20 protein-coding genes and 1 pseudogene are annotated in these 21,594 nt (G+C 65.2%); 12 read left to right on the top strand and 9 right to left on the bottom strand.

Annotated elements, in window-relative coordinates; translation table 11 throughout:
* Nucleotides 1-24 precede the first annotated feature (24 nt).
* The 3 genes from tpx to JYG34_RS12730 form a co-directional block, all read right to left on the bottom strand.
* Nucleotides 25-525, bottom strand: a complete 501-nt coding sequence (tpx, locus tag JYG34_RS12740) for a thiol peroxidase (RefSeq protein WP_213661000.1) — start codon at nt 523-525, stop codon at nt 25-27.
* 167 nt (nt 526-692) lie between these two features.
* The gene (locus JYG34_RS12735) at nt 693-1,973 is read right to left on the bottom strand and encodes a serine/threonine transporter (protein ID WP_213660999.1); all 1,281 of its coding nucleotides are present in this window, start codon (nt 1,971-1,973) and stop codon (nt 693-695) included.
* Between the two features lie 221 nt (nt 1,974-2,194).
* Nucleotides 2,195-3,391: an amino acid aminotransferase gene (locus tag JYG34_RS12730; RefSeq protein ID WP_213660998.1), complete on the bottom strand. Its 1,197-nt coding sequence runs from the start codon at nt 3,389-3,391 to the stop codon at nt 2,195-2,197.
* Between the two features lie 198 nt (nt 3,392-3,589).
* On the opposite strand from JYG34_RS12730, the gene JYG34_RS12725 reads away from it, so the two are divergent.
* A complete protein-coding gene (locus JYG34_RS12725) occupies nt 3,590-3,856 on the top strand; it encodes a hypothetical protein (RefSeq protein ID WP_213660997.1) in 267 nt (88 codons plus the stop codon).
* A gap of 53 nt (nt 3,857-3,909) precedes the next feature.
* Here JYG34_RS12725 and JYG34_RS12720 read toward each other — a convergent pair whose 3' ends face one another.
* Complete coding sequence (locus tag JYG34_RS12720) at nt 3,910-4,932, bottom strand: Ldh family oxidoreductase (RefSeq protein WP_213660996.1); 1,023 nt, start codon at nt 4,930-4,932, stop codon at nt 3,910-3,912.
* 143 nt (nt 4,933-5,075) lie between these two features.
* On the opposite strand from JYG34_RS12720, the gene JYG34_RS12715 reads away from it, so the two are divergent.
* From JYG34_RS12715 to JYG34_RS12680, 8 genes are all read left to right on the top strand, one after another.
* Nucleotides 5,076-5,939 carry a MurR/RpiR family transcriptional regulator gene (locus tag JYG34_RS12715; protein ID WP_213660995.1) on the top strand — a complete coding sequence of 288 codons (864 nt, stop codon included), beginning with the start codon at nt 5,076-5,078 and terminating at the stop codon, nt 5,937-5,939.
* Between the two features lie 26 nt (nt 5,940-5,965).
* Nucleotides 5,966-6,718: a transporter substrate-binding domain-containing protein gene (locus tag JYG34_RS12710; RefSeq protein WP_213660994.1), complete on the top strand. Its 753-nt coding sequence runs from the start codon at nt 5,966-5,968 to the stop codon at nt 6,716-6,718.
* Nucleotides 6,719-6,845: 127 nt separating this feature from the next.
* On the top strand, nt 6,846-7,565 hold the full coding sequence (locus JYG34_RS12705) for an ABC transporter permease (RefSeq protein WP_213660993.1): 720 nt from the start codon (nt 6,846-6,848) through the stop codon (nt 7,563-7,565).
* On the top strand, nt 7,562-8,272 hold the full coding sequence (locus tag JYG34_RS12700; RefSeq protein WP_213660992.1) for an ABC transporter permease: 711 nt from the start codon (nt 7,562-7,564) through the stop codon (nt 8,270-8,272). Before JYG34_RS12705 ends, JYG34_RS12700 begins: the two co-directional genes overlap by 4 nt.
* A 16-nt stretch (nt 8,273-8,288) precedes the next feature.
* A complete protein-coding gene (locus tag JYG34_RS12695) occupies nt 8,289-9,533 on the top strand; it encodes an NAD(P)/FAD-dependent oxidoreductase (protein WP_213660991.1) in 1,245 nt (414 codons plus the stop codon).
* Between the two features lie 24 nt (nt 9,534-9,557).
* A complete protein-coding gene (locus tag JYG34_RS12690; RefSeq protein WP_283811820.1) occupies nt 9,558-10,349 on the top strand; it encodes an amino acid ABC transporter ATP-binding protein in 792 nt (263 codons plus the stop codon).
* A gap of 393 nt (nt 10,350-10,742) precedes the next feature.
* Nucleotides 10,743-12,383, top strand: coding sequence for a hypothetical protein (locus JYG34_RS12685; protein ID WP_213660990.1), 1,641 nt, complete (start codon nt 10,743-10,745; stop codon nt 12,381-12,383).
* A 320-nt stretch (nt 12,384-12,703) separates the two neighbouring features.
* On the top strand, nt 12,704-13,513 hold the full coding sequence (locus JYG34_RS12680) for a gamma-glutamyl-gamma-aminobutyrate hydrolase family protein (protein ID WP_213660989.1): 810 nt from the start codon (nt 12,704-12,706) through the stop codon (nt 13,511-13,513).
* A 360-nt stretch (nt 13,514-13,873) separates the two neighbouring features.
* Here the strand turns inward: JYG34_RS12680 and JYG34_RS12675 are convergent.
* A pseudogene (locus JYG34_RS12675) lies at nt 13,874-14,080 on the bottom strand (winged helix-turn-helix domain-containing protein); the annotation flags it as partial.
* 200 nt (nt 14,081-14,280) lie between these two features.
* On the opposite strand from JYG34_RS12675, the gene JYG34_RS12670 reads away from it, so the two are divergent.
* A complete protein-coding gene (locus tag JYG34_RS12670) occupies nt 14,281-14,610 on the top strand; it encodes a hypothetical protein (RefSeq protein ID WP_213660988.1) in 330 nt (109 codons plus the stop codon).
* 166 nt (nt 14,611-14,776) lie between these two features.
* On the opposite strand, the gene argE is transcribed toward JYG34_RS12670, so the two are convergent.
* Both argE and JYG34_RS12660 read right to left on the bottom strand, forming a co-directional pair.
* Nucleotides 14,777-15,937 carry an acetylornithine deacetylase gene (gene argE / locus JYG34_RS12665; protein WP_213660987.1) on the bottom strand — a complete coding sequence of 387 codons (1,161 nt, stop codon included), beginning with the start codon at nt 15,935-15,937 and terminating at the stop codon, nt 14,777-14,779.
* Entirely contained in the window at nt 15,930-16,607 is a 678-nt protein-coding gene (locus JYG34_RS12660; RefSeq protein WP_213660986.1) for a DUF1028 domain-containing protein, read from the bottom strand. The genes argE and JYG34_RS12660 overlap by 8 nt, the downstream gene beginning before the upstream one ends.
* A 402-nt stretch (nt 16,608-17,009) precedes the next feature.
* Between JYG34_RS12660 and JYG34_RS12655 the strand changes: the two genes are divergently transcribed.
* Both JYG34_RS12655 and JYG34_RS12650 read left to right on the top strand, forming a co-directional pair.
* Complete coding sequence (locus tag JYG34_RS12655; protein ID WP_213660985.1) at nt 17,010-18,326, top strand: flavin-containing monooxygenase; 1,317 nt, start codon at nt 17,010-17,012, stop codon at nt 18,324-18,326.
* A complete protein-coding gene (locus JYG34_RS12650; protein WP_213660984.1) occupies nt 18,326-18,742 on the top strand; it encodes a RidA family protein in 417 nt (138 codons plus the stop codon). Before JYG34_RS12655 ends, JYG34_RS12650 begins: the two co-directional genes overlap by 1 nt.
* A 98-nt stretch (nt 18,743-18,840) precedes the next feature.
* Here JYG34_RS12650 and JYG34_RS12645 read toward each other — a convergent pair whose 3' ends face one another.
* Nucleotides 18,841-19,716 carry a pirin family protein gene (locus JYG34_RS12645; RefSeq protein ID WP_213660983.1) on the bottom strand — a complete coding sequence of 292 codons (876 nt, stop codon included), beginning with the start codon at nt 19,714-19,716 and terminating at the stop codon, nt 18,841-18,843.
* A gap of 217 nt (nt 19,717-19,933) precedes the next feature.
* Nucleotides 19,934-21,571 carry a phosphoglucomutase (alpha-D-glucose-1,6-bisphosphate-dependent) gene (gene pgm / locus JYG34_RS12640; RefSeq protein ID WP_213660982.1) on the bottom strand — a complete coding sequence of 546 codons (1,638 nt, stop codon included), beginning with the start codon at nt 21,569-21,571 and terminating at the stop codon, nt 19,934-19,936.
* Between the last annotated feature and the right edge of the window lie 23 nt (nt 21,572-21,594).

The raw sequence follows: 21,594 nt of genomic DNA, 5'->3' as shown, positions 1-21,594 counted from the left end.
GTTCGCCGGCAAGCCGGCGAACACTTACTTCAAGACAGCCAGCGCCGCCTCATAGTTCGGCTCGTTGGCGATTTCGCCGACCAGCTCGCTGTGCAGCACCTTGTCGTTTTCGTCCAGCACCACCACGGCGCGGGCGGCCAGGCCGGCCAGCGGGCCGTCGGCGATGGCCACGCCGTAGTTCTGCAGGAACTCTGCGCCACGCAGGGTCGACAGGTTCTTCACGTTCTCCAGGCCTTCGGCACCGCAGAAGCGCGCCTGGGCGAACGGCAGGTCGGCGGAGATGCACAGCACCACGGTGTTCGCCACGTCATTGGCCTGGGCGTTGAACTTGCGTACCGAGGTGGCGCAGGTCGGGGTGTCGACGCTCGGGAAAATGTTCAGCACCTTGCGCTTGCCGGCGAAGTCCTTGAGCGACTTGTCGGACAGGTCGCCAGCGACCAGGGAGAACGCCGGTGCCGCGGCGCCAGCCTTCGGCAGTTCGCCTTTGACCTGAACCGGGTTGCCTTTGAGAGTCACTTGAGCCATGGCGGAATTCCTTATGCGGGTTTGAAAAAGACCCTGAGTTAAGCATGAAGCCGCGCAAGTGCCTATAAGCAAACATGAAATTGTTCTATTGCCGGACAATTCCTGTGGACAAAAAAATGCCCGGGTGGCGACAACCAACCCGGGCATTTGTATCGTTCAAGCGTGGATCAGGCCAGCAGGCCGTACACCACCGAGGTCAGGGCCACCAGGCCGACGACCACCACGAATACGTTGGACAGCGCGCCGCTGTACTTGCGCATCGACGGCACGCGACGGATGGCGTACATCGGCATCAGGAACAGCAGCACGGCGATGATTGGGCCGCCCAGCGATTCGATCATGCCCAGGATGCTCGGGTTGAGGGTGGCGACGATCCAGCACACCACCAGCATCAGCGCGGCGACCATGCGGTCCAAGGCTTTGGCGCCTGGGCGCAGGCCGGTCTTGACGATCATGCCCTTGAGGCCTTCGCTGGCACCGATGTAGTGGCCCAGGAACGACTTGGCGATGGCGATGAAGGCGATCAAGGGCGCGGCGAAGGCGATGGCCGGCTGTTCGAAGTGGTTGGCCAGGTACGACAGGATCGACAGGTTCTGCGCCTTGGCCTCGGCCAACTGGGCGCTGCTGAGGGTGAGCACGCAACTGAACACGAAGAACAGCACCATCAGCACCATCAGCAGGTGGGCGCGGCGCAGGATCTGCCCGCTGCGCTCGTCGGCGTGCTCGCCATAGCGGCGCTTCTGGTCGACGGCGAAGGCCGAGATGATCGGCGAGTGGTTGAACGAGAACACCATCACCGGAATGGCCAGCCACACGGTGTGCAGGAACGCCGAGCCCGACGGCACCTGCGATGCGGTGTCGAGGATGCCGCCGGTCCAGTGTGGCACGAGATACAGGGCCAGCATCGCCAGGGCGACGATGAACGGGTACACCAGCAGGCTCATGACCTTGACCGTGGCCTGCTCGCCGCAGCGCACGATGGCCAGCAGGCCGAGAATCAGCACGAAGGAGAGGATCGCCCGCGGCGGTGGCGCGATGTGCAACTGGTGCTCGAGGAAGCTGCCGACGGTGTTGGTCAGGGCCACGCTGTAGATCAGCAGGATCGGGAAGATGGCGAAGAAGTACAGCACGGTGATCAGCGCGCCGGCCTTGATGCCGAAATGCTCTTCGACCACTTCGGTGATGTCGCCGCCCTTGCTGCCGGAGAGCACGAAGCGAGTCAGCCCGCGGTGGGCGAAATAGGTCATGGGGAAGGCCAGCACGGCCAGGACCAGCAGCGGCCAGAAACCGCCGAGGCCGGCGTTGATGGGCAGGAACAGGGTTCCGGCACCGATGGCCGTGCCGAACAGGCCCAGCATCCAGGTAGTGTCGTGACGCGACCAGCTGCCGAGGGTGGCGGGGGTCGATTCTACAAAGCGTTGTTCAACGCTTGGGGCCTGCTCATTCATCCGGGTGAAGCTCCACTCGCAAGACTGCAACAGGCTGAGAATGGCGAACTAGACGATTCGCCCAACTCAACCGGGGAAGAGGGGCGCGATTGTGCATGCAAAGGTTGCACTTGGGGAAGCCCCGTCCGAGAGACGGTTGCACTTGTCTTTACAAGAAGGGGAAAAACGCGGGCAGCCTTGTTCGCCGGCAAGCTGGCGAACAAGGGCGCGGGAGGGCTTTGTTACTTCTGAACGGCGGCGAACGCCTCGGCCACCTGGCGCAGGTTGGCCGGACGCAGGCCGGACATGCACATGCGGCCACTGTCGATCAGGTACACGCCGAACTCGTCGCGCAGGCGACGCACTTGCTCGACGCTGAAGCCGGTGTAGCTGAACATGCCGCGCTGGCGCAGGAAGAACTGGAAGTCCTGCCCCGGCAGCAGTTCACCGAGCAGGTCGACCAGGCCCTGGCGCATCTGGACAATGCGCTTGCGCATCTCCTCGACCTCCGCCTCCCACTGGGCGTTCAGGCCGGCCTCGCCAAGCACGCCGGCCACCAGTTGCGCGCCGAACGCGGGCGGGCTGGAGTAGTTGCGGCGCACGGTGGCCTTGAGCTGGCCCAGCACGCTGACGGCGGTGGCGGCGTCGTCGCAGACCACCGACAGGCCCCCTACCCGCTCGCCGTACAGCGAGAAGATCTTCGAGAACGAGTTGCTGACCAGGCAGGGGACGCCGGCACGGGCCATCTCGCGGATGGCGAAGGCATCTTCCACCAGGCCTTCACCGAAGCCCTGGTAGGCGATGTCGAGGAACGGGATCAGCTGGCGCGCCTTGACCACCTCGACCACCTGCTGCCACTGCTGGGCAGTGAGGTCGGCGCCGGTGGGGTTGTGGCAGCACGGGTGCAGCAGGACGATGCTGTTGGCCGACAAGGTTTGCAGGGCGGCGAGCATGCCGGCAAAGTCCACGCCACGGGTGGCCTGGTCGAAGTATGGGTAGGTGTGCACCTTGAAGCCCGCGCCTTCGAAGATAGCCCGATGGTTGTCCCAGGTCGGGTTGCTCACCCAGACTTCGGAGCCCGGGAAGTAGCGCTTGAGGAAGTCGGCGCCGACTTTCAGTGCGCCGGAACCGCCGACGGTCTGCACCGTGGCCACGCGACCGTCGGTGACGGCTGGGTGGTCGGCGCCGAACAGCAGTGCCTGGATCGCCTGGCGGTAGCTGGCCAGGCCTTCCATCGGCAGGTACAGCGAGGCTTCATGGGCTTGGCCGGCAATGCGCTTTTCCACCGCATCCACCGCTGCCAGCTGCGGCACCACACCGGCCTCATCGTAATACAGGCCGATACTCAGGTTGACCTTGTCGGCGCGCGGGTCGGCCTTGAAGGTTTCCATCAACGAGAGGATCGGGTCGCCGGCATAGGCATCGACATGTTTGAACACAGCGTGCAGCTCCTTGGATCGGTAAATTCGGACAAATCAATGATGAGCATACATCCTGAGGAAGCCAATTTCATCACCGCAGTCACAATGGTTGTCTGCAGCGGCGCAATATGACAATTGTCAACTGACAGTTATGTCAGTTTTCAGGAACACCGACAGAGGATAGTTTTAAAGCTCCATCCATCAGGAGTCATTGTCATGAGCGGCATCGTTATCTGTTCCAAACAATCGATTAAAAACTGGGGAGCAGCCAAGCTCAAAACGTTGACCACCGCCATTGAGAAAGATAAATCTTTGGCCGATAAAGAAGAGACCAAATACGAACTTGCTTTTTGGCAGGGATTGTCTGAGCTCGGTGACCGCACGCCGCTCGCCAAGATCGTAGAGATAACTGTAGATATCACGATCGATTCAATTCATCATAACTCTGGTATCACCCCGCTTAGACTCGGCGACCTTAAGTAAATTTGCCCTAAGCCTGTTCGACCGCGCACCATTGTAAGGTGCGCGGTCATTTATTAACGCAACGAACGCAGATGCTCTAATTCTGCGTGACTCACTGTTACCCCCTCCCTATTGGCCACTCTACGCTCCCGATAACGACGCTCCCCAGGCATCCGCGACAACCCCGCCGCCTGCATGTGCTCGACCAGTTCGCGGCTGCGCTGGGCAAACCGGCTACCCTCGGCCATGCTCGGGTCGATGACGATGATCAGTTGCCCGGTCCACGGCGTTTTCGCACCCGGGTGCCCCGACCAGTCGAACTCCCAGGAGAAATGCCCGCCGGTCAGCGCCGCGGCCAGCAGCTCGACCATCATCGACAGCGCCGAACCCTTGTGCCCGCCAAACGGCAACAGCGCGCCGCCTTCGAGGATGGCCTTGGGGTCAGTGGTCGGCAGGCCTTGGGCATCCACGCCCATGCCTTCGGGCAACGGCTGGCCGGCGCGCGCGGCGATCTGCACGTCGCCATGGGCCATGGCGCTGGTGGCCATGTCGAAGACGATCGGATCATGCCCGGCGCACGGTGCGGCAAAGGCGATGGGGTTGGTGCCGAACAGCGGCTTGCGCGCGCCATGGGGCACCACGCAGGTCATGCTGTTGACCACGCTCAGGGCCACCAGGCCTTCGTCGGCGAAGGGCTCGACATCCGGCCACAGCGCGGCGAAATGGTGGGAGTTGTGGATCGCCAGCACCGCGATGCCCGCCGCCCGGGCCTTCGCCACCAACAGCGGCCGAGCCGCCGCCAGTGCCGGCTGGGCGAAACCACCCTTGGCATCGACCCGCACAGAGCCAGATGCCAGGTCGCTCACCTGCGGCTCGGCGCGGCCATCGACCCAGCCGCTGGCCAGGGTCGAGACATAACCGGGAATACGGAACACCCCATGGCTGTGGGCGCCGTCGCGCTGGGCGCTGGCGCAGTTGTGGGCGAGCACGGCGGCCACCGCCGCGCTGCAACCATGACGCTCGAAGATCGACTGCAACAGCACCTGCAGTTCGGTAAAAGGCACGCGCACGACAGGGCCGGTGGACGGTGAGGACATCTGAAGCTCCTTTCTTGGAATTGGAATAGCTACAGCGCAACGACACAGACTTTCCCGCCAATGACAGCAATCTGTCAAATATTGACTTGATGACAGAAAACATCCATTTTCTATCCCACGCCAGAAATCAGCCGGAGCCGTCCATGAGCCAATCGATCAAGCAACGTCTGGAAAGCAGCCTGCACACCGCAGCAGCTTCCGGCCGCCAGATCGCCAGCTACATGCTCGCCAACCTCCACGAGCTGCCGTTCCAGACCTCGGCGAGCATCGCCGGCAAGCTGGGCGTGAGCGAATCGAGCGTCGGCCGGTTCTGCCGCGCCCTCGGCTATGCCCACCTCAAGGCGCTCAAGCAGGACCTGCAGAACGACCTGGGTGATGGCCCCTGGCTGGTGGGCGATCGCTTGCAGGAATTCCGCCAGCAACCCGAGGACCACCAACGCTCGGGCAGCCTGGAGCTGGAGATGGCCGCGCTGGTGCGCGTGCACGAATACAGCCGCGGCGAAGCCTGGCAGCAGGTCGCCCGGCGCCTGGCCGACAAGCCGCGGGTGTTCATCGCCGGGTTCCAGACCGAACGCGGCATCGCCATGTGCATGAGCCACCTGCTGCAGTACCTTCGCGATGGCGTGCAACTGGTCGATGGCAGCGCCGGGCACTTCGGCGAAGTGCTGCTGGGCCGCCCGGAAAGCTGCGCGCTGGTGGTGTTCGAGGCGCGCCGCTACTCACGCCACGCCCTGCAGCTGTGCCAGAAGGCGCGCGCGCTGGGCATCCCGGTGACGCTGGTCACCGACACTTTCTGTGACTGGGCCGATGCCAACGCCGACGAGGTGTTCCGCATCCCCAGCGAATTCAACCTGTTCTGGGAATCCACCGCGACGATGCTGTCGTGGGTGCACCTGATGGTCAACGAGGTCTGCAAAAAGCTCGGACCGGATGTTGAAAGACGCTTGGAAGCAACTGCCGCTCTACATAACGAGTTCGTCGGCTACACGGCGGGCAAACAACAATAGCAAGAGTGCAACGACCGAGGTGCGAGATGAAAAGAACCATGGCTGTGGTGGGTGCGTGCGCCCTGTGGCTGGCGGGCAACGCCAGCGCCGAGACCCTGCGCTTCGCCACCGAGGGGGCCTACCCGCCCTTCAACTACGTCGACGCCAATAACCAGTTGCACGGCTTCGACGTCGACATCACCCATGCCCTGTGCGAGCAGATGAAAGTCGAGTGCACCCTGGTGGCGCAGGACTGGGAGGGCATCATCCCGGCGCTGATGGCGCGCAAGTATGACGCCGTGGTCGCCTCGATGATCGACACCCAGGAGCGGCGCAAGAAGATCGCCTTCACCGACCACTACTACCGCACCCCATTGACCGTGGCGGTGGCCAAGGACAGCAAGATCAGCGACACGCAGACCAACTTCAAGGGCTACACGGTCGGCGCGCAGTCCTCCTCGACCCAGGCGATCTACGCCGAGGACGTGTACGGCAAGGCCGGCGCCGAGGTGAAGCTGTACCCGACCATGGACGAGGCGAATGCTGACCTTGCCGCCGGGCGCCTGGATGGGGTGATCGCCGACAAGTTCCCGTTGCATGAGTGGTTGAGCAAGAACGGCCAGGGTTGCTGCAAGATTCTCGGGGATGTCGCCAACACCAAGGCCGACGCGGCGATTGCCGTGCGCCAGGAGGACGAGGCCCTGCGCACCCGGTTGAACGAGGCGCTGGCGGCGATCGTGGCCAATGGCACGTACCAGAAGATCGCTGGCAAGTACTTCGCCTTCGATATCTACCAGTAGCCACCACCTTACCTGTGGGAGCGGGCTTGCCCGCGAAGGCGTCCGCTCAGGCAGCATCAATGCGGCTGCCGGCGCATTCGCGGGCAAGCCCGTTCCCACAGGGGTTGGCGTACACAGGGGAATCCCCATGCTCGATCAACTCTCCCTGCTCTCCTTCGCCAGCGGTGGCTGGGGCCAGGCGCTGCTGGCCGGCGCCCTGGTGACCGTGTCGCTGGCCCTGGCCTGCCTGCCCATCGGCCTGCCGCTGGGCTTGGTCGTGGCCCTGGCCGCCCGTTCGCGCAAGCGCCTGCCACGGGCCTGGGCGACCACCTTCTCCACGGTGTTCCGTGGCCTGCCCGAACTGCTCACGCTGCTGATCATCTACTACGGCTGCCAGATCGCCGCGCAGAAGATCCTCGCCGCCCTGGGCTACCCCGGCGAAGTGCTGATCAACACCTTCCTCGCCGCCATGATCGCCTTCAGCCTGGTGTTCGCGGCGTTCTCCAGCGAAATCTGGCTGATGGCCTTCAAGACCCTGCCCAAGGGTCAGCTGGAAGCCTGCTCGGCCCTGGGCCTGGGCCGGCGCACGGGATTCTTCAAGGTGGTGCTGCCACAACTGGCGCGCATCGCCCTGCCGGGCCTGTCGAACAACTGGCTGAGCTTGCTGAAGGACACGTCGCTGGTCTCGACCATCTCGCTGATCGACCTGATGCGCCAGACCAACCTGGCGGTCAGCGTAACCAAGGAGCCGATGTTCTTCTATGGCGTCGCCTGCCTGGTCTACCTGCTGTTCTCGGCGCTGTCGGGCAGGGTCTTCGCCCTGCTCGAGCGGCGCAGCAACCGCCACCTGCAAGGAGCCCGTCCATGAGCCTCGAGCAACTGCTGGCCTATGTGCTCGACCCAGACCTGCTGGAGCGCTATGGCCCGCGCTTCGTCGACGGCCTGCTGGTAACCGCCAAGCTGGTGGCGATTTCGTTCACCCTCGGCGCGCTGCTGGGGATGCTGCTGGCCCTGGCGAGGTTGTCGCGCAGCCGGGTGCTGCAACGCCTGGCGGCGGGCTATGTGTACTTTTTCCGTGGTTCACCGCTGCTGGCCCAGCTGTTCCTGCTGTACTACGGCCTGGGCTCGCTGAAAGGCTTCTGGCAGGACGTCGGGCTGTGGTGGTTCTTCCGCGAAGCCTGGTACTGCGCCCTGCTCGCCTTCACCCTCAACACCGCCGCCTACCAGGCCGAGATCTTCCGCGCCAGCCTGATGGCGGTCGCGCCCGGCCAGTACGAAGCGGCCAGGGCGTTGAACCTCAAGCGCTCCACCACCTTCTTCAAGGTGGTCCTGCCGCAGTCGCTGCTGGTGGCCATCGGGCCGCTGGGCAACGAGCTGATCATGATGATCAAGGCCAGCGCCATCGCCTCGCTGGTGACGATCTACGACCTGATGGGGGTGACCAAGCTGGCCTTCTCGCGCAGCTTCGACTTCCAGATCTACCTGTGGGCGGCAGTGCTCTACCTGCTGATCGTCGAGCTCGTGCGCCGCACCCTGAAACACCTGGAGGCCCGCCTGGGCCGCCACCTGAACTGACCGAGGGAACCGCTCCATGCATTGCCAAACCATCGTTCTGGGCGCCGGCATCGTCGGCGTCAGCACCGCGCTGCACCTGCAGGCGCGTGGGCGCCAGGTGATCCTGGTCGACCGCGACGAGCCCGGCAGCGGCACCAGCCACGGCAATGCCGGGCTGATCGAGCGCTCCAGCGTGATCCCCTACGCCTTCCCGCGAAAGTTCGGCGCACTGCTGCGCTACGGCCTGAACCGCCAACCGGACGTGCGCTACAGCCTGACGCACCTGCCCAAGGCGGCGCCCTGGCTGTTGCGCTACTGGCAGCAGTCGGCGCCAGGGCGCCTGGCCAAGGCCGCCGCGGACATGCTGCCGCTGGTGCAGCGCAGTGTCGAGGAACACGACGCGCTGATCGACGCTGCCGGGCTGCACGACCTCGTGCAGGCCAAGGGCTGGATCGAGGTGTACCGCGACGGCGCGCTGTTCGAGCAGGCCAAGCATGAGCTGCCTGGCCTGGCCCGCTATGGGCTGCGCTATGAAATCCTCGAACGCGAGCAACTCCAGGCCCGCGAACAGCAGCTTGACGGTGGCGTGGTCGGCGGCATCCACTGGCTGGACCCAAAGACCGTGAGCAACCCCGGCGGCCTCACCCGGGGCTATGCCGGGTTGTTCGTCCAGCGCGGCGGGCAGTTCCTGCACGGCGATGCGCGCAGCCTGCGCCAGGTCGACGGCGGCTGGCAGGTGGACACGCAGCGTGGCCCGGTCCGTGCCGAGGAGGTGGTGGCCTGCCTCGGTCCGCAATCGGCCGAGCTCTATGAAACGCTGGGCTATGACTTCCCCCTGGGAATCAAGCGCGGCTACCACATGCACTACGTCACCCGCGACGGTGCCGAGCTGCGCCACTCGGTGTGCGACACCCAGGGCGGCTATGTGCTGGCGCCCATGGCCCGAGGCGTGCGCCTGACCACCGGTATCGAGTTCGCAGCCAGCGACGCGGCGGCCAACGAGATCCAGCTGCGGCGCTGCGAAGCGTTGGCCCGCCAGCTGTTCCCGGCCCTGGGCGAGCGCCTCGACGACAAGCCCTGGCTGGGCCGGCGCCCCTGCCTGCCGGACATGCGCCCGGTGATCGGCCCGGCGCCACGGCACAAGGGCCTGTGGTTCAACTTCGGCCACGCCCACCACGGCCTGACCCTGGGCCCGGTCAGCGGCCGCCTGTTGGCGGAACTGCTCACCGGCCAGCATCCCTTCACCGACCCTGCGCCCTACAGCGCCGCACGCTTCGACTGAAACCAGAGCGGGAGAACAAAAACGATGTCCGCATCCTCCAGTCTTGCCAGCCTTGCCCCGTTGAACCCGGCACCCGACCCGCGCCCGGAACTGATCCGCATCGAGGGTCTGAACAAGCACTACGGCGCCTTCCATGTGCTGCACGATATCGACCTGTCGGTGCGCGAGGGCGAGCGCATCGTGCTCTGCGGCCCTTCGGGTTCGGGCAAGTCGACGCTGATCCGCTGCATCAACCGCCTGGAAATTGCCGAGCAAGGCCGCATCCAGGTCGGCGGCATCGACCTCGCCACCACCACGCGCCAGGCCGCCCAGGTGCGCAGCGAGATCGGCATGGTGTTCCAGCACTTCAACCTGTTCCCGCACATGAGCGTGCTCGACAACTGCCTGCTGGCGCCGATGAGCGTGCGTGGGTTGTCGCGCAAGGACGCCGAGGAGCGGGCGCGGATGTACCTGAGCAAGGTTGGTATCGAGAGCCAGGCGCACAAATACCGCAACCAGCTGTCCGGTGGCCAGCAGCAGCGCGTGGCGATTGCCCGGGCGCTGTGCATGAAGCCGCGGATCATGCTGTTCGACGAGCCGACCTCGGCGCTCGACCCGGAGATGGTCGCCGAAGTGCTGGATGTGCTGGTGCAACTGGCAGGCACCGGCATGACCATGCTCTGTGTCACCCATGAGATGGGCTTTGCGCGCCAGGTGGCCGAGCGGGTGCTGTTCCTGGAGGGTGGGCAGATCATCGAGGACAGCCCGCCAGAGGTGTTCTTCGGGCAGCCGCGTACGGCGCGGGCACAGGCGTTTCTCAAGCAGATCCTGCATTAGCGAGTGGTGGCACCGGCTTTGCCGTTGTTCGCCGGCAAGGCTGGCGCCTACAGGATTGCGGTGAACTCTGGATCCTGTGGGAGCGGCCTTGTGTCGCGAAAGGGCTGCGTAGCGGCCCCTGGATCTCAGTGTCGATCCAATGGTTGCTGGGGCCGCTTTGCGGCCCTTTCGCGACACAAGGCCGCTCCCACAAGAATCGCGCAAGGCTTGAGGTGGGCGTGATCGGGAAGCAGTCGCCCACAGCGGCGCGAATCCGCCATCAGCATGCTACTATCGCGCGGCAACCCTGGACGCACCATTGCCTCGACAAGGAACGCCGCGCGTGAACACCCCTGCGACCTCTTCGGTCAGCCTTGCCTTTTCCTGCCTCACCCATTCTTCGGGTGACGCCCGATGATCGGCGCTCTGCTCCGCCGCTCGGCCTACCCCGCCAGCCATGAACGCTCGCCCCTGCAACGCCTGGCCCTGGCCCTGTGGGGCGGCAACCTGCCGCTGACCCGCGACCAGCACCGCCGCCTGGCACAGGTGATGCTGCTGCCGACCCTGGCCTACCTGCTGGTCACCCTCGCCTTCTGCGCACGCCTGACCGACGTGGTCGGTACCCTGGCCTACCACACCCGCCTGCAACAGCTCGCCGTGCACGGGCAATGGCTGACCGCCGCGTCGGTCGGCCTGCTGGTGCTCAGCTGCCTGCTGCGCAAGAGCATGCGCCAGGCCTGGGGCTTCGGCCGCACGCTGCTGTGGGCGCTGATCATCTGTGGCACCAGCGTATACCTGGGCTACCACGCCCAGCGCCTGCTGGTCGATGCGCTGGTCGAGCGCGCCAGCCCGCAGCAGGAGGCCCAGGCGGCATTCGGTATCCCGCTGCTCAACCAGATGCTCAACCATGACCTGCGCCTGGACGGCCAAAGCGCCACCGCAGCCGACCTGCGCAGCCCCGAAGGCAAACTGCGCCTGGCCGAGCTGGCCCTGCGCCTGCCGGCCATCACCCCGCTGCCCGCCGTCCAGGGCCTGGCGCCGCAAGCCTTCTTCGAACAGCTCGCCGACCGCCAACGCGGCGGCCTGGCACGCAACTACGACAACTACCGCGCGGCCACCGCCAAGCAGGAAGACAACTACCGCCAGTACCGGCACGCCAGCCTGTTCTACTACGGCGCCACCAGCCGCATGGCGATCCTCCAGCGCCAGGGACAGGCGTGGACCGACTACCAGCGCCTGTTGACCAAGCGCGGGCGCAACTACAACCCGTGGAACCTGCCGGTAAGTGAGTGGCAGCCTGTACGCCATGTGCTGCGCGAGCAGATGGGGGTACCGGTCAACGACCTCTGGCAACCGGAGGACCGCGTCGGCTTCAACAAGGCGGTGGCCCGCCAGGTACGCCGCGAGGCGCGCAACCAGTATGCCGAGCTGATCCAGGAACGCATCGATGCCGGCTGGATCGAACCCGGCCTGGGCCGCCCGGAATTCCTGGCCGTGGCGGCAGTCCAGGCACAATGGCGCCAGGCCCTGAGCCTGCCAGCCGGTATCACCCTGTACGCCTACCTCACCCCGGACGCTTTCGAGCGCATGGCCTACCAGCCGGCGCTGCAACACGATGCCCGCGAGCTGATGAAGCAGCGAGTGGCGGCTCCGGACGACCTGTCGACGCTCGGCCGCGACAGCTACCGTGACCTGGTCACCCCTGCCTTGGCCCTGCTGCTGGCCCTCTGCGGCCTGACCGTGCACCTGTTCAGGGCGCTGACCTACCTGGTGCGCCTGGTGCAACCACTGCCGCTGGTGCTCTACGTCAAGCTGCTGGTGTTGTACGCGCTGCTGCTGGGCAGCCTGCCCTGGCTGGCCGGCAAGCCCAGCGTGCCGGCCACGGCCCTGCCGCGACAGGGCGGCGACAGCCTGGCCCTGAGCGCACGCCTGGCCAGCCACGCCATCGACTGGCTGGCACCGCTGCAAAACCACGTGCAACCGCTGGGCGAGCACATCCGTGCCGACCTGCTGGGCGGCTACGGCTTCGGCGTGCTCGAGCGCCTCGACGACTGAGCACGCACCTGCCCGCCGCAACGGCGGGCAGGCTTCATTGCAGCCGTGCAATGAACCAACTGCATCGTTAAGTATTATTGACTTCAGCCCCCGTCAAACCCTTGTCACCAAAGGCCCCGACGCCCTCAAGCCCCCGAAATTCGGCGCTTTGCCCCCTGCCACTCGTTTGACATATCGAACGGCTCTGGCAAGCTATGAGTCATGCCCCGACCGGCATCGCCCCCGGCGAGCCGGCAGTGCTCGGGGCTACAGGCTGCACCCATGGCCCCGGCCGTGCGCCTGCACAACAACGACAGGCATGACCTGTCTCAAGGTGACATATGTCCAACAGCAACATTGGCAACAAGCAACCCTCCCTGCGCAAACCCGTCGTCCTGATGACCATGGGCAGCCAAGAGCGCAAAGGCCATGACTACCAGGTCATGACCCACAAATACATCACCCCGCTGGTCGAGTTCGCCGGTTGCGTCCCGGTCCTGGTGCCCACCTGCTGCGGCATCGAAGACCTCGACACTTACCTGGACATGGCCGACGGTGTGTACCTGACCGGCGCGGGCAGCAACATCGACCCGGCGCTCTACGGCCAGGAAAACCAGACCCCCGGCAAGGGCCAGGACCAGAACCGCGACCTGTTCGACATCCCGCTGGTCAAGGCGGCGATCAAGCGCGGCCTGCCGATCTTCGGCATCTGCCGCGGCATGCAGGAAATCAACGTGGCCCTGGGTGGCGATATCTACCAGAAGGTCTACGCCGAGCCAGGCTTCAACGACCACCGGGAAAACCCCGAAGACCCGGTCGACGTCCAGTACGCGGCGGTTCATGGCGTGAAGATCAAGCCAGGCAGCTGGCTGCGCGACACCCTGGGCACCGACGAAATCCGCGTCAACTCGCTGCACGGCCAGGGCCTGCGCAACCTGGGTGCCGGCATCGAGCCGATCGCCCACGCCGAGGACGGCCTGGTCGAGGCCATTCACGCCCCGACGCTCTCTCCCTTCCTGTTCGCGGTGCAATGGCACCCTGAGTGGCAGGCGGCGAAGAACCCTGATTCGATCAAGATGTTCCAGGCCTTCGGCGACGCCTGCCGCGCGCAGGTTCGCAAGGCCCAGGTCAAGCACCACCAGGCTGCCTGATCCACCGAAGCTTCGTTAGCTTTGATCGCGGGGCAGCGCAAGGTTGCCCCCGTTTCCCCGGTCACCCTCTGCTGGTCCCAGAACACATCCCGTGGAAGCGGGCGGCGGGTTTGTGCCTGTCTCCGCGATCTTTTTTCCCTCCTCCCACCAAGAGATACGATGACTTGTAACCGTCATCTCGTTTGCTTTGGCCCCATCGCGGATGAATCCGCTCCTACAGACTCACGCGATCCCGTAGGCACGGATTTATCCGCGATAAGGTCACCCCGCGGTTGCTGAATGGACAGTGGCGGGACGGGGCAATCTGACTGCCCTGAGTGAGAGGAGCCCCGCACATGCGGGGTTTTCTATGCGCTGCCTGTGGCGGGTCTCGACCTGGCCGGCCGCCTGCAGCCGCGAGATGGCCTCGCGCACCACGGTGCGGCTGGCGCCTTCCTCGGCCATGATCTGCGATTCGGTGGGCAGCTTGTCACCGCGCTTGAATTGGCCGCTGCGAATGCGCTCGGTCAACACCGTGACCAGTTCCAGGGCCAGACTGCGCGGCGTGCGCCGGGTCCGTGCCTGCACCTGCTGCTCTGTCGTGCCTTGTGCGTCGGGTTGTTAAAGACAGGCGAGATGAGTGCGCAAGCAGTTGTACGACCACATACAACCGCCAGGGTTTTCATGGCGCTTGAGCCATGCCTCGCTGCCTGACGGCAATTTGCTGGCCCCCAGGCCGCTGAAGTGACGGCAAACTCCGTTCTCCTTCAGATGCTTAGGACAGCAACATGCGAGTATTTCTAGCAACCGTGGCCGGCTGCCTGCTGGCCACCTCCGCCTTCGCCGCCCAGGCCCGGGCGCTGAGCCAGAACGAGCGTCACGTGTGCGGCTGGGGCTCGCAGATCGCCGCCGAGGCGCAGCAGGCCAAGCTCTCCGGGGTCACGCTGTACGCCACCCGCAAGCGGTTGCAGGTGCGCAAGTTCGATAAACCCTGGATGCGCATGACTGCCTTCGGCATCACCGAGCAAACCTACAACAGCCGCTCTCAGCTCAAGCCTGCGGCGATCAAGCAGACGTACTACGAGCAATGCGTGCAGCACGCCGTAACAAAGAGATAATTTTGTTATTTTTCAATAGGTTAAATTATTTTCATCATGTCATTTGACATTAACTCTCAGGTTCGCCTCATGCGACAATAAATTCAATAAAAAACAATATGTTATGTGGCAAACCTAATGCTCGATCTGCAGTGGAGCGTCCGCCTCGCCAAGACGCTCCAAGCCCTTACACAACCGCCAGGTAATCCCGCAACCGCAACAGCATCGCATCACAACCCAGCAACTGCTCCACGCTGACGAACTCGTCCGGCTTGTGCCCTTGATCCATGCTCCCCGGCCCGCACACTACCGTGGGGATGCCGGCCTGCTCGAACAGCCCGCCTTCGGTGCCGAAGGCCACGGTGCCGAATTCACTCGAACCACTGAGCAACGCCACCCACTGCGCCGCCTCGCTGTCGGCCGGCGTGGCCAGTCCTGGATAGGCGCTCAGGGGCTGCAGGCGGATGTCACTGGCATCGTTCACCGCACGCATGCGCGGCAGCAGCTCGGCCTCGGCATAGGTCTGCAACTGGTCCGCGACCGTCTGCGCCTCGAACCCCGGCAAGGCGCGCACCTCGAAATCGAACTCGCATTCCTCGGGCACGATGTTCAGCGCCCGCCCCCCTTTGATCACGCCGGTCTGCACCGTGGAAAACGGTGGATCGAAGCGTGGGTCATGGTGGCGTGGCAATGCCAGGCCCTCGCCGATCTCGCCGAGCTTGCCGATCAGCCGCGCCGCGTACTCGATGGCATTGACCCCATAGGGTGCGTAGGCCGAATGGCAGGCTGCACCCTGAACCTGGCAGCGCATCGCCAGCTTGCCCTTGTGGCCGAGCACCGGCTTGAGCTCGGTGGGCTCGCCGATCAGGCACAGGGTCGGCTTGTTCGGCCGTTGCGCCAACGCGGCGAGCAGCGAGCGCACGCCCAGGCAACCAACCTCCTCGTCGTAGGAGAACGCCAGGTGCACGGGAAGGCGCAGCGGCTGCGCGAGGAACGCCGGCACGGCCGCCAGCACCGAAGCGATGAAACCCTTCATGTCGGCGGTGCCCCGCCCGTAAAGACGGCCATCGTGCTCGGTCAGCTGAAACGGGTCAAAGGTCCAGGCCTGCCCGTCGACCGGCACCACATCGGTGTGCCCCGACAGCACCACGCCGCCCCGGTCGCGAGGGCCGAGGGTGGCGAACAGGTTGGCCTTGGTGCCTTCGGCGTTATGGAACAACTCACTTTCCACGCCAAGGCCGGCCAGGTAGTCCTTGATGAAGCTGATCAGCGCCAGGTTGGAATCACGGCTGACCGTGGCAAAGCCCACCAACCGCGCCAGCAGCGCTTGGCTGGAGAACTCACTCATCACCCGGCACCCCATAGCTGGGCGCGGCGGTCGGGTTGAGCGCACGGGTCACATAGTCTTGCATCTGCGGGCGGTAGGCCTGCCACAGGTTGTCGAGGGCGCCGATCGGATCTTGCTCGGCCCAGTCCACGCGTAGGTCCACCAGCGGCCAGGTCAACTCGCCAGCGATCTTCAGCGCCGCCGAGTGCACCGGCCCCGCCTCGCCGCCCGCCGCCATCGCCGCGTGCATGGCCGCCAGCAGGCGGTCGGCCAAGTGGCCACCGGTCTGTTCGAAGGCCGCGACCATGGCCTTGATCACCGCACGCGACGACAACAGGTTGCCCGCCGCCGCGCACTGCTCACCCGCCACCGCGTTGTGCACGCCCAGCGCCTCCTTGCCGGTGAACAAGGCCACCTGGCCCTGGCTGTCGATCACCGTGACCTGGCGATATTCGCTCCAGCCATTGGCGCTGAGCACCCGGTCCAGGGCCGCAGCGGGCGGCAGTTGGCCTTGTTCCAGAGCGTCGAGGATCTGCGGGCCGAGCGCCGGCAAGGTGATGTTCTGGGTGGCGACCGCGCCGACGCCAGCGCGAACCCAGGGGCAGCGGGCGCCGACGGCGATGCTGGATGAACTGATAGCGATGCCGACCTGGCCGGTTTCCGCGCAGCGGCCAATGATGGAGAAGGTCATGGTGCAGCTCCTGTCTTGAGTTACCGGCATTCTCGGCGGGCCTCGGGCGCTGCGAAACCAACATTTTCCTCGGCACAGGGCAGGAAAAAACTATGTGCTGATGCAAAGAGACTCTCGGGCCTTGCACGCCCCCTGTAGGAGCGGCCTTCAGCCGTGAAAGGGCTGCGCAGCAGCCCCAGTTTCAGGTTGGGCAACGATCGCCGGGGCCGCCTTGCGGCCCTTTCGCGGCTGAAGGCCGCTCCTACAGGGATGGATGCAAATCCCCGTGGAGCCTTCGCCAATTTATCGGCAAGCCCCAGCTAAATACTATTTTCGCGATTCCCCAGCCCTCCCTAGTCTGGCCCCAGGCAAAGGCGGTCCCCACCGACCTGAACAAGAACGCCGCTGAAGAAGGGCTGGGACATGACACTGAACAACATCGAAATCGACACCCTCGTGGTCGGCGCCGGCCAGGCCGGCGTGGCCATGAGCGAACACCTGAGCAAGCTCGGCGTGCCGCACCTGGTGCTGGAGCGCAAGCGCATCGCCGAAGCTTGGCGCACCGGCCGCTGGGACTCGCTGGTGGCCAACGGCCCGGTCTGGCACGACCGCTTCCCGGGCCTGGAGTTCGACCTCGACGCCGACGCCTTCGCCGGCAAGGACCAGGTCGCCGACTACTTCGAGCAATACGTGCGCAAGTACAACCTGCCGGTGCGCACCGGCGTCGAGGTGAAACAGGTGGTGCGCAATGCCGACCGCCCCGGCTTCACCATCGAGACCAACCAGGGCGTGATCCGCGCCAACCGCGTGGTGGCCGCCACCGGCCCGTTCCAGCGCCCGGTGATCCCGGTCATCGCGCCGAAGGACGAACGCCTGCACCAGATCCACTCCGCCGCCTACTTCAACCCACGGCAACTGCCCGACGGCGCAGTGCTGGTGGTGGGCGCCGGCTCCTCCGGGGTGCAGATCGCCGAGGAGCTGATGCGCGCCGGGCGCCAGGTCTACCTGTCGGTCGGCGCCCACGACCGGCCGCCGCGCAGCTACCGCAACCGTGATTTCTGCTGGTGGCTGGGCGTGCTGGGTGAATGGGACGCGGAGATCGCCAAGCCCGGCCGCGAGCACGTGACCATCGCCGTGTCCGGGGCACGCGGCGGCCACACCGTGGACTTCCGCGCCCTCGCCCATCAGGGTATGACCCTGGTCGGCCTGACCCAGTCGTTCGAAGGCGGTGTCGCACGCTTCCAGGACAACCTGGCCGACAACATCAACCGTGGCGACGAGAACTACCTGGCCCTGCTGGACGCCGCCGATGCCTTCATCGAGCGCAACGGCCTGGACCTGCCAGAGGAGCCCGAAGCCCGCAAGCGCCTGCCCGACCCTGACTGCGTCAGCAACCCGTTGCTGGAGCTGGACCTGGCCCAGGCCAACGTCACCTCGATCATCTGGGCCACCGGCTACGGCGTGGACTTCAGTTGGCTGCAGGTCGACGCCTTCGACGCCAACGGCAAGCCCCAGCACCAGCGGGGCGTGTCGAAGGAGCCCGGTGTGTACTTCCTCGGCCTGCCCTGGCTGTCACGCCGCGGCTCGTCATTCATCTGGGGTGTTTGGCACGACGCCAAGCATGTCGCCGGGCACATCGCCACTCAACGCACCTACCTGGCTTATCGCGACCGCGAGCAACGCGCGGCGGATGAACAGCAACCCTCGATCTGCAATGTCAGCACCTTCGGAGCCCACTGATGCCTACCCACACTCGCATCCGCATGTTCAACACCAAGGCGACCTACCCCAACCAGACCCTGGACAACGACCTGTGCCAGGCTGTGCGGGCCGGCAACACCATCTACGTGCGCGGCCAGGTCGGTACCGATTTCGAAGGGCGGCTGGTGGGCCTGGGCGACCCACGGGCCCAGGCCGAACAGGCGATGAAGAACGTCAAGCAGTTGCTTGAAGAGGCCGGCTCCGACCTGTCGCACATCGTCAAGACCACCACCTACATCACCGACCCGCGCTTCCGCGAGCCGGTTTACATGGAAGTGGGCAAGTGGCTGAAGGGGGTATTCCCGATTTCCACCGGGTTGGTGGTGGCGGGGTTGGCCCAGGCTGAGTGGTTGATGGAGATCGATGTGATTGCGGTGGTGCCCGATCAAGCCTGACAGCCTGTAGGAGCGGGTTTACCCGCGAATGCTGCGGTGAATTCACCGACGCATTCGCGGGTAAACCCGCTCCTACAGGGAAGGCGTGCACTCGACGATCAATGGCTGGCGCCACCCACCTGGCCAAACCGCCCAGCCTGGAAATCATCGAACGACTCGGCGATCTCCGCCTGGCTGTTCATCACGAACGGCCCATAGCCGACGATGGGCTCATCGATCGGCTCGCCACTGAGCAGCAGCACGCTGACATCCTCCAGCGCCTCGACCCGCACCGACTCCCCCTCGCGCTCGAACAGCACCAGGCTGGCCGGGCCGGCTTCACGCTCGCCGTTGACCCGCAGCTTGCCGCGCAGCACCACCAGCGCCGCATTGCGCCCTGCCGCAACCGGCAGGTCCAGTACCGCGCCGGCCTTCAGGCGGATATCCCACACATCCATCTCGGTGAAGGTCCGAGCGGGCCCCTGGTGGTCCCCGTATCGCCCGGCAATCACCCGCAGGCTGCCCGCCTCGCCTGCCAGCGTCACCACCGGGATATCACTGGACAGCAAGGTCTGGTAACCGGCCGCGGCACGCTTGTCCTTGGCCGGCAGGTTGACCCACAGCTGGACCATTTCCAGCGTGCCACCGCTGCGGGCAAAGGCCGGTGAATGGAACTCTTCGTGGATGATACCGCCGGCGGCGGTCATCCACTGCACGTCGCCCGGGCCGATCAGGCCACCGGCGCCGGTGGAGTCGCGATGCTCCAACTCGCCCTGGTAGACGATGGTCACCGTTTCAAAACCCCGGTGCGGGTGCTGGCCGACGCCGCGGCGGGCGTTGGTGGGGGTGAAATCGTGGGGGCCGGCGTAGTCCAGCAGCAGGAACGGGCTGATGTGCCGGGCCAGGTGGTCGTAGGTGAACAGGCTGCGCACCGGGAAGCCGTCACCCACCCAATGGGCGTGGGGGCTGCGGTGAATGCCTTGGATGTTTTTCATGAGAAGCCTCCTCTTGGATAGGAATCACCTTACCGAGGAGGCTAATAAAGCGGTAGATGGAAAAAATGGCATGGATCGTCCCACCTATGGAACGACCACGCAATTCTGTAGGAGCGGCTTCAGCCGCGAATCAGGCGACGCGGTACCTGGCACCGGCTGCGCCGGTGTTCGCGGCTGAAGCCGCTCCTACAGGAACCGCATCGACCTGATGACATGATCAGGCGATTGCCGCGTCCACCAGAACCTGGGCTTCCTCGACCAGGCGCTTGAGGTGCGCTTCGTCGATGAAGCTCTCGGCGTAGATCTTGTAGATGTCCTCGGTACCCGATGGCCGCGCGGCGAACCAGCCGTTCTCGGTCATCACCTTGAGCCCGCCGATGGCCTGGTTGTTGCCCGGCGCATGGCTGAGGATCTGGGTGATCGGCTCGCCGGCAAGTTCAGTGGACTTGACCTGCTCAGGCGCCAGCTTGCTCAGCAACGCCTTCTGCCGCGCATCAGCCTTGGCTTCGACACGGGTGGCATACGGCTTGCCCAGCTTGCTGGTGAGGTCGGCGTAGATCTGGCTCGGGTTGCGACCGGTGCGGGCGGTCATCTCGGCGGCCAGCAGGGCCGGGATCAGGCCGTCCTTGTCGGTGGCCCAGACCGAGCCGTCCTTGCGCAGGAACGAGGCGCCGGCGCTCTCTTCACCGCCAAAGCCCAGCGAGCCGTCGAACAGGCCCTGAGCGAAGAACTTGAAGCCCACCGGCACTTCGTACAGCTCACGGCCCAGCGCGGCGGTGACGCGGTCGATCAGGCCGCTGGACACCACGGTCTTGCCCACCGCCGCGTCTTTGCGCCATTGCGGGCGATTGCGGCACAGGTAGTCGATGGCCACGGCCAGGTAGTTGTTCGGTTGCAGCAGGCCATCGGGGGTGACGATGCCGTGGCGGTCGTGGTCCGGGTCGCAGGCGAAGGCCACGTCGAAGCGCTCGCGCAGGCCGATCAGGCCCTGCATGGCATACGGCGAGGACGGGTCCATACGAATCTGGCCGTCCCAGTCGACGGTCATGAAGCGGAAGGTCGGATCGACTTCGGTATTCACCACTTCCAGGTCCAGCTGGTAATGCTTGGCGATGGCCGACCAGTAGCGCACCCCTGCCCCGCCCAGCGGGTCGACGCCCAGGCGCAGCTTGGCGCCGCGGATCACGTCGAAGTCGATGACGTTCTCCAGGTCCGCCACATAGTGGCTCACGTAGTCGTGACGTTGAGTGGTCGGGGCCGCCAGTGCCAGCTTGTAGTCCATGCGCTTGACGCCGGCCAGGCCCGCGGCCAGCAGTTCGTTGGCCTTGCCTTCGATCCACTTGGTGACATCGCTGTCGGCCGGGCCGCCATTGGGCGGGTTGTACTTGAAACCGCCGCTTTGTGGCGGGTTGTGCGACGGGGTGATGACGATGCCGTCGGCCAGCCCCTGCTGGCGGCCTCGGTTGTAGCAGAGGATGGCGTGGGACACTGCCGGCGTGGGCGTGTACTCGTCATCCTTGCTCAGCATCACCTGCACGCCGTTGGCCGCCAACACTTCCAGGGCGCTGGCCGCAGCCGGCGCGGACAAGGCGTGGGTGTCGGCGCCGATGAACAGCGGGCCGTCGATGCCCTTCTCCTGGCGGTACAGGCAGATGGCCTGGGTGATCGCCAGCACATGGTCTTCGTTGAAGCTCAGCTCGAACGAGGTGCCGCGGTGGCCCGAAGTGCCGAATGCCACGCGCTGGGCGGCCACGGCGGCGTCGGGGCGGCCGGTGTAGTAGGCGGTCACCAGGCGGGGAATATCGACCAGCACGCTGGCCGGAGCCGGCTTGCCTGCCAAGGAACTGAGCGTCATGCAAAACCTCGAAATCAACGAAT

The organism is Pseudomonas entomophila (genome assembly GCF_018417595.1).
In the GTDB taxonomy this organism is placed as follows: domain Bacteria; phylum Pseudomonadota; class Gammaproteobacteria; order Pseudomonadales; family Pseudomonadaceae; genus Aquipseudomonas; species Aquipseudomonas entomophila_C.
Note: the sequence above shows the minus strand (reverse complement) of the source record. Positions and strands in the feature narration are given on the sequence as shown.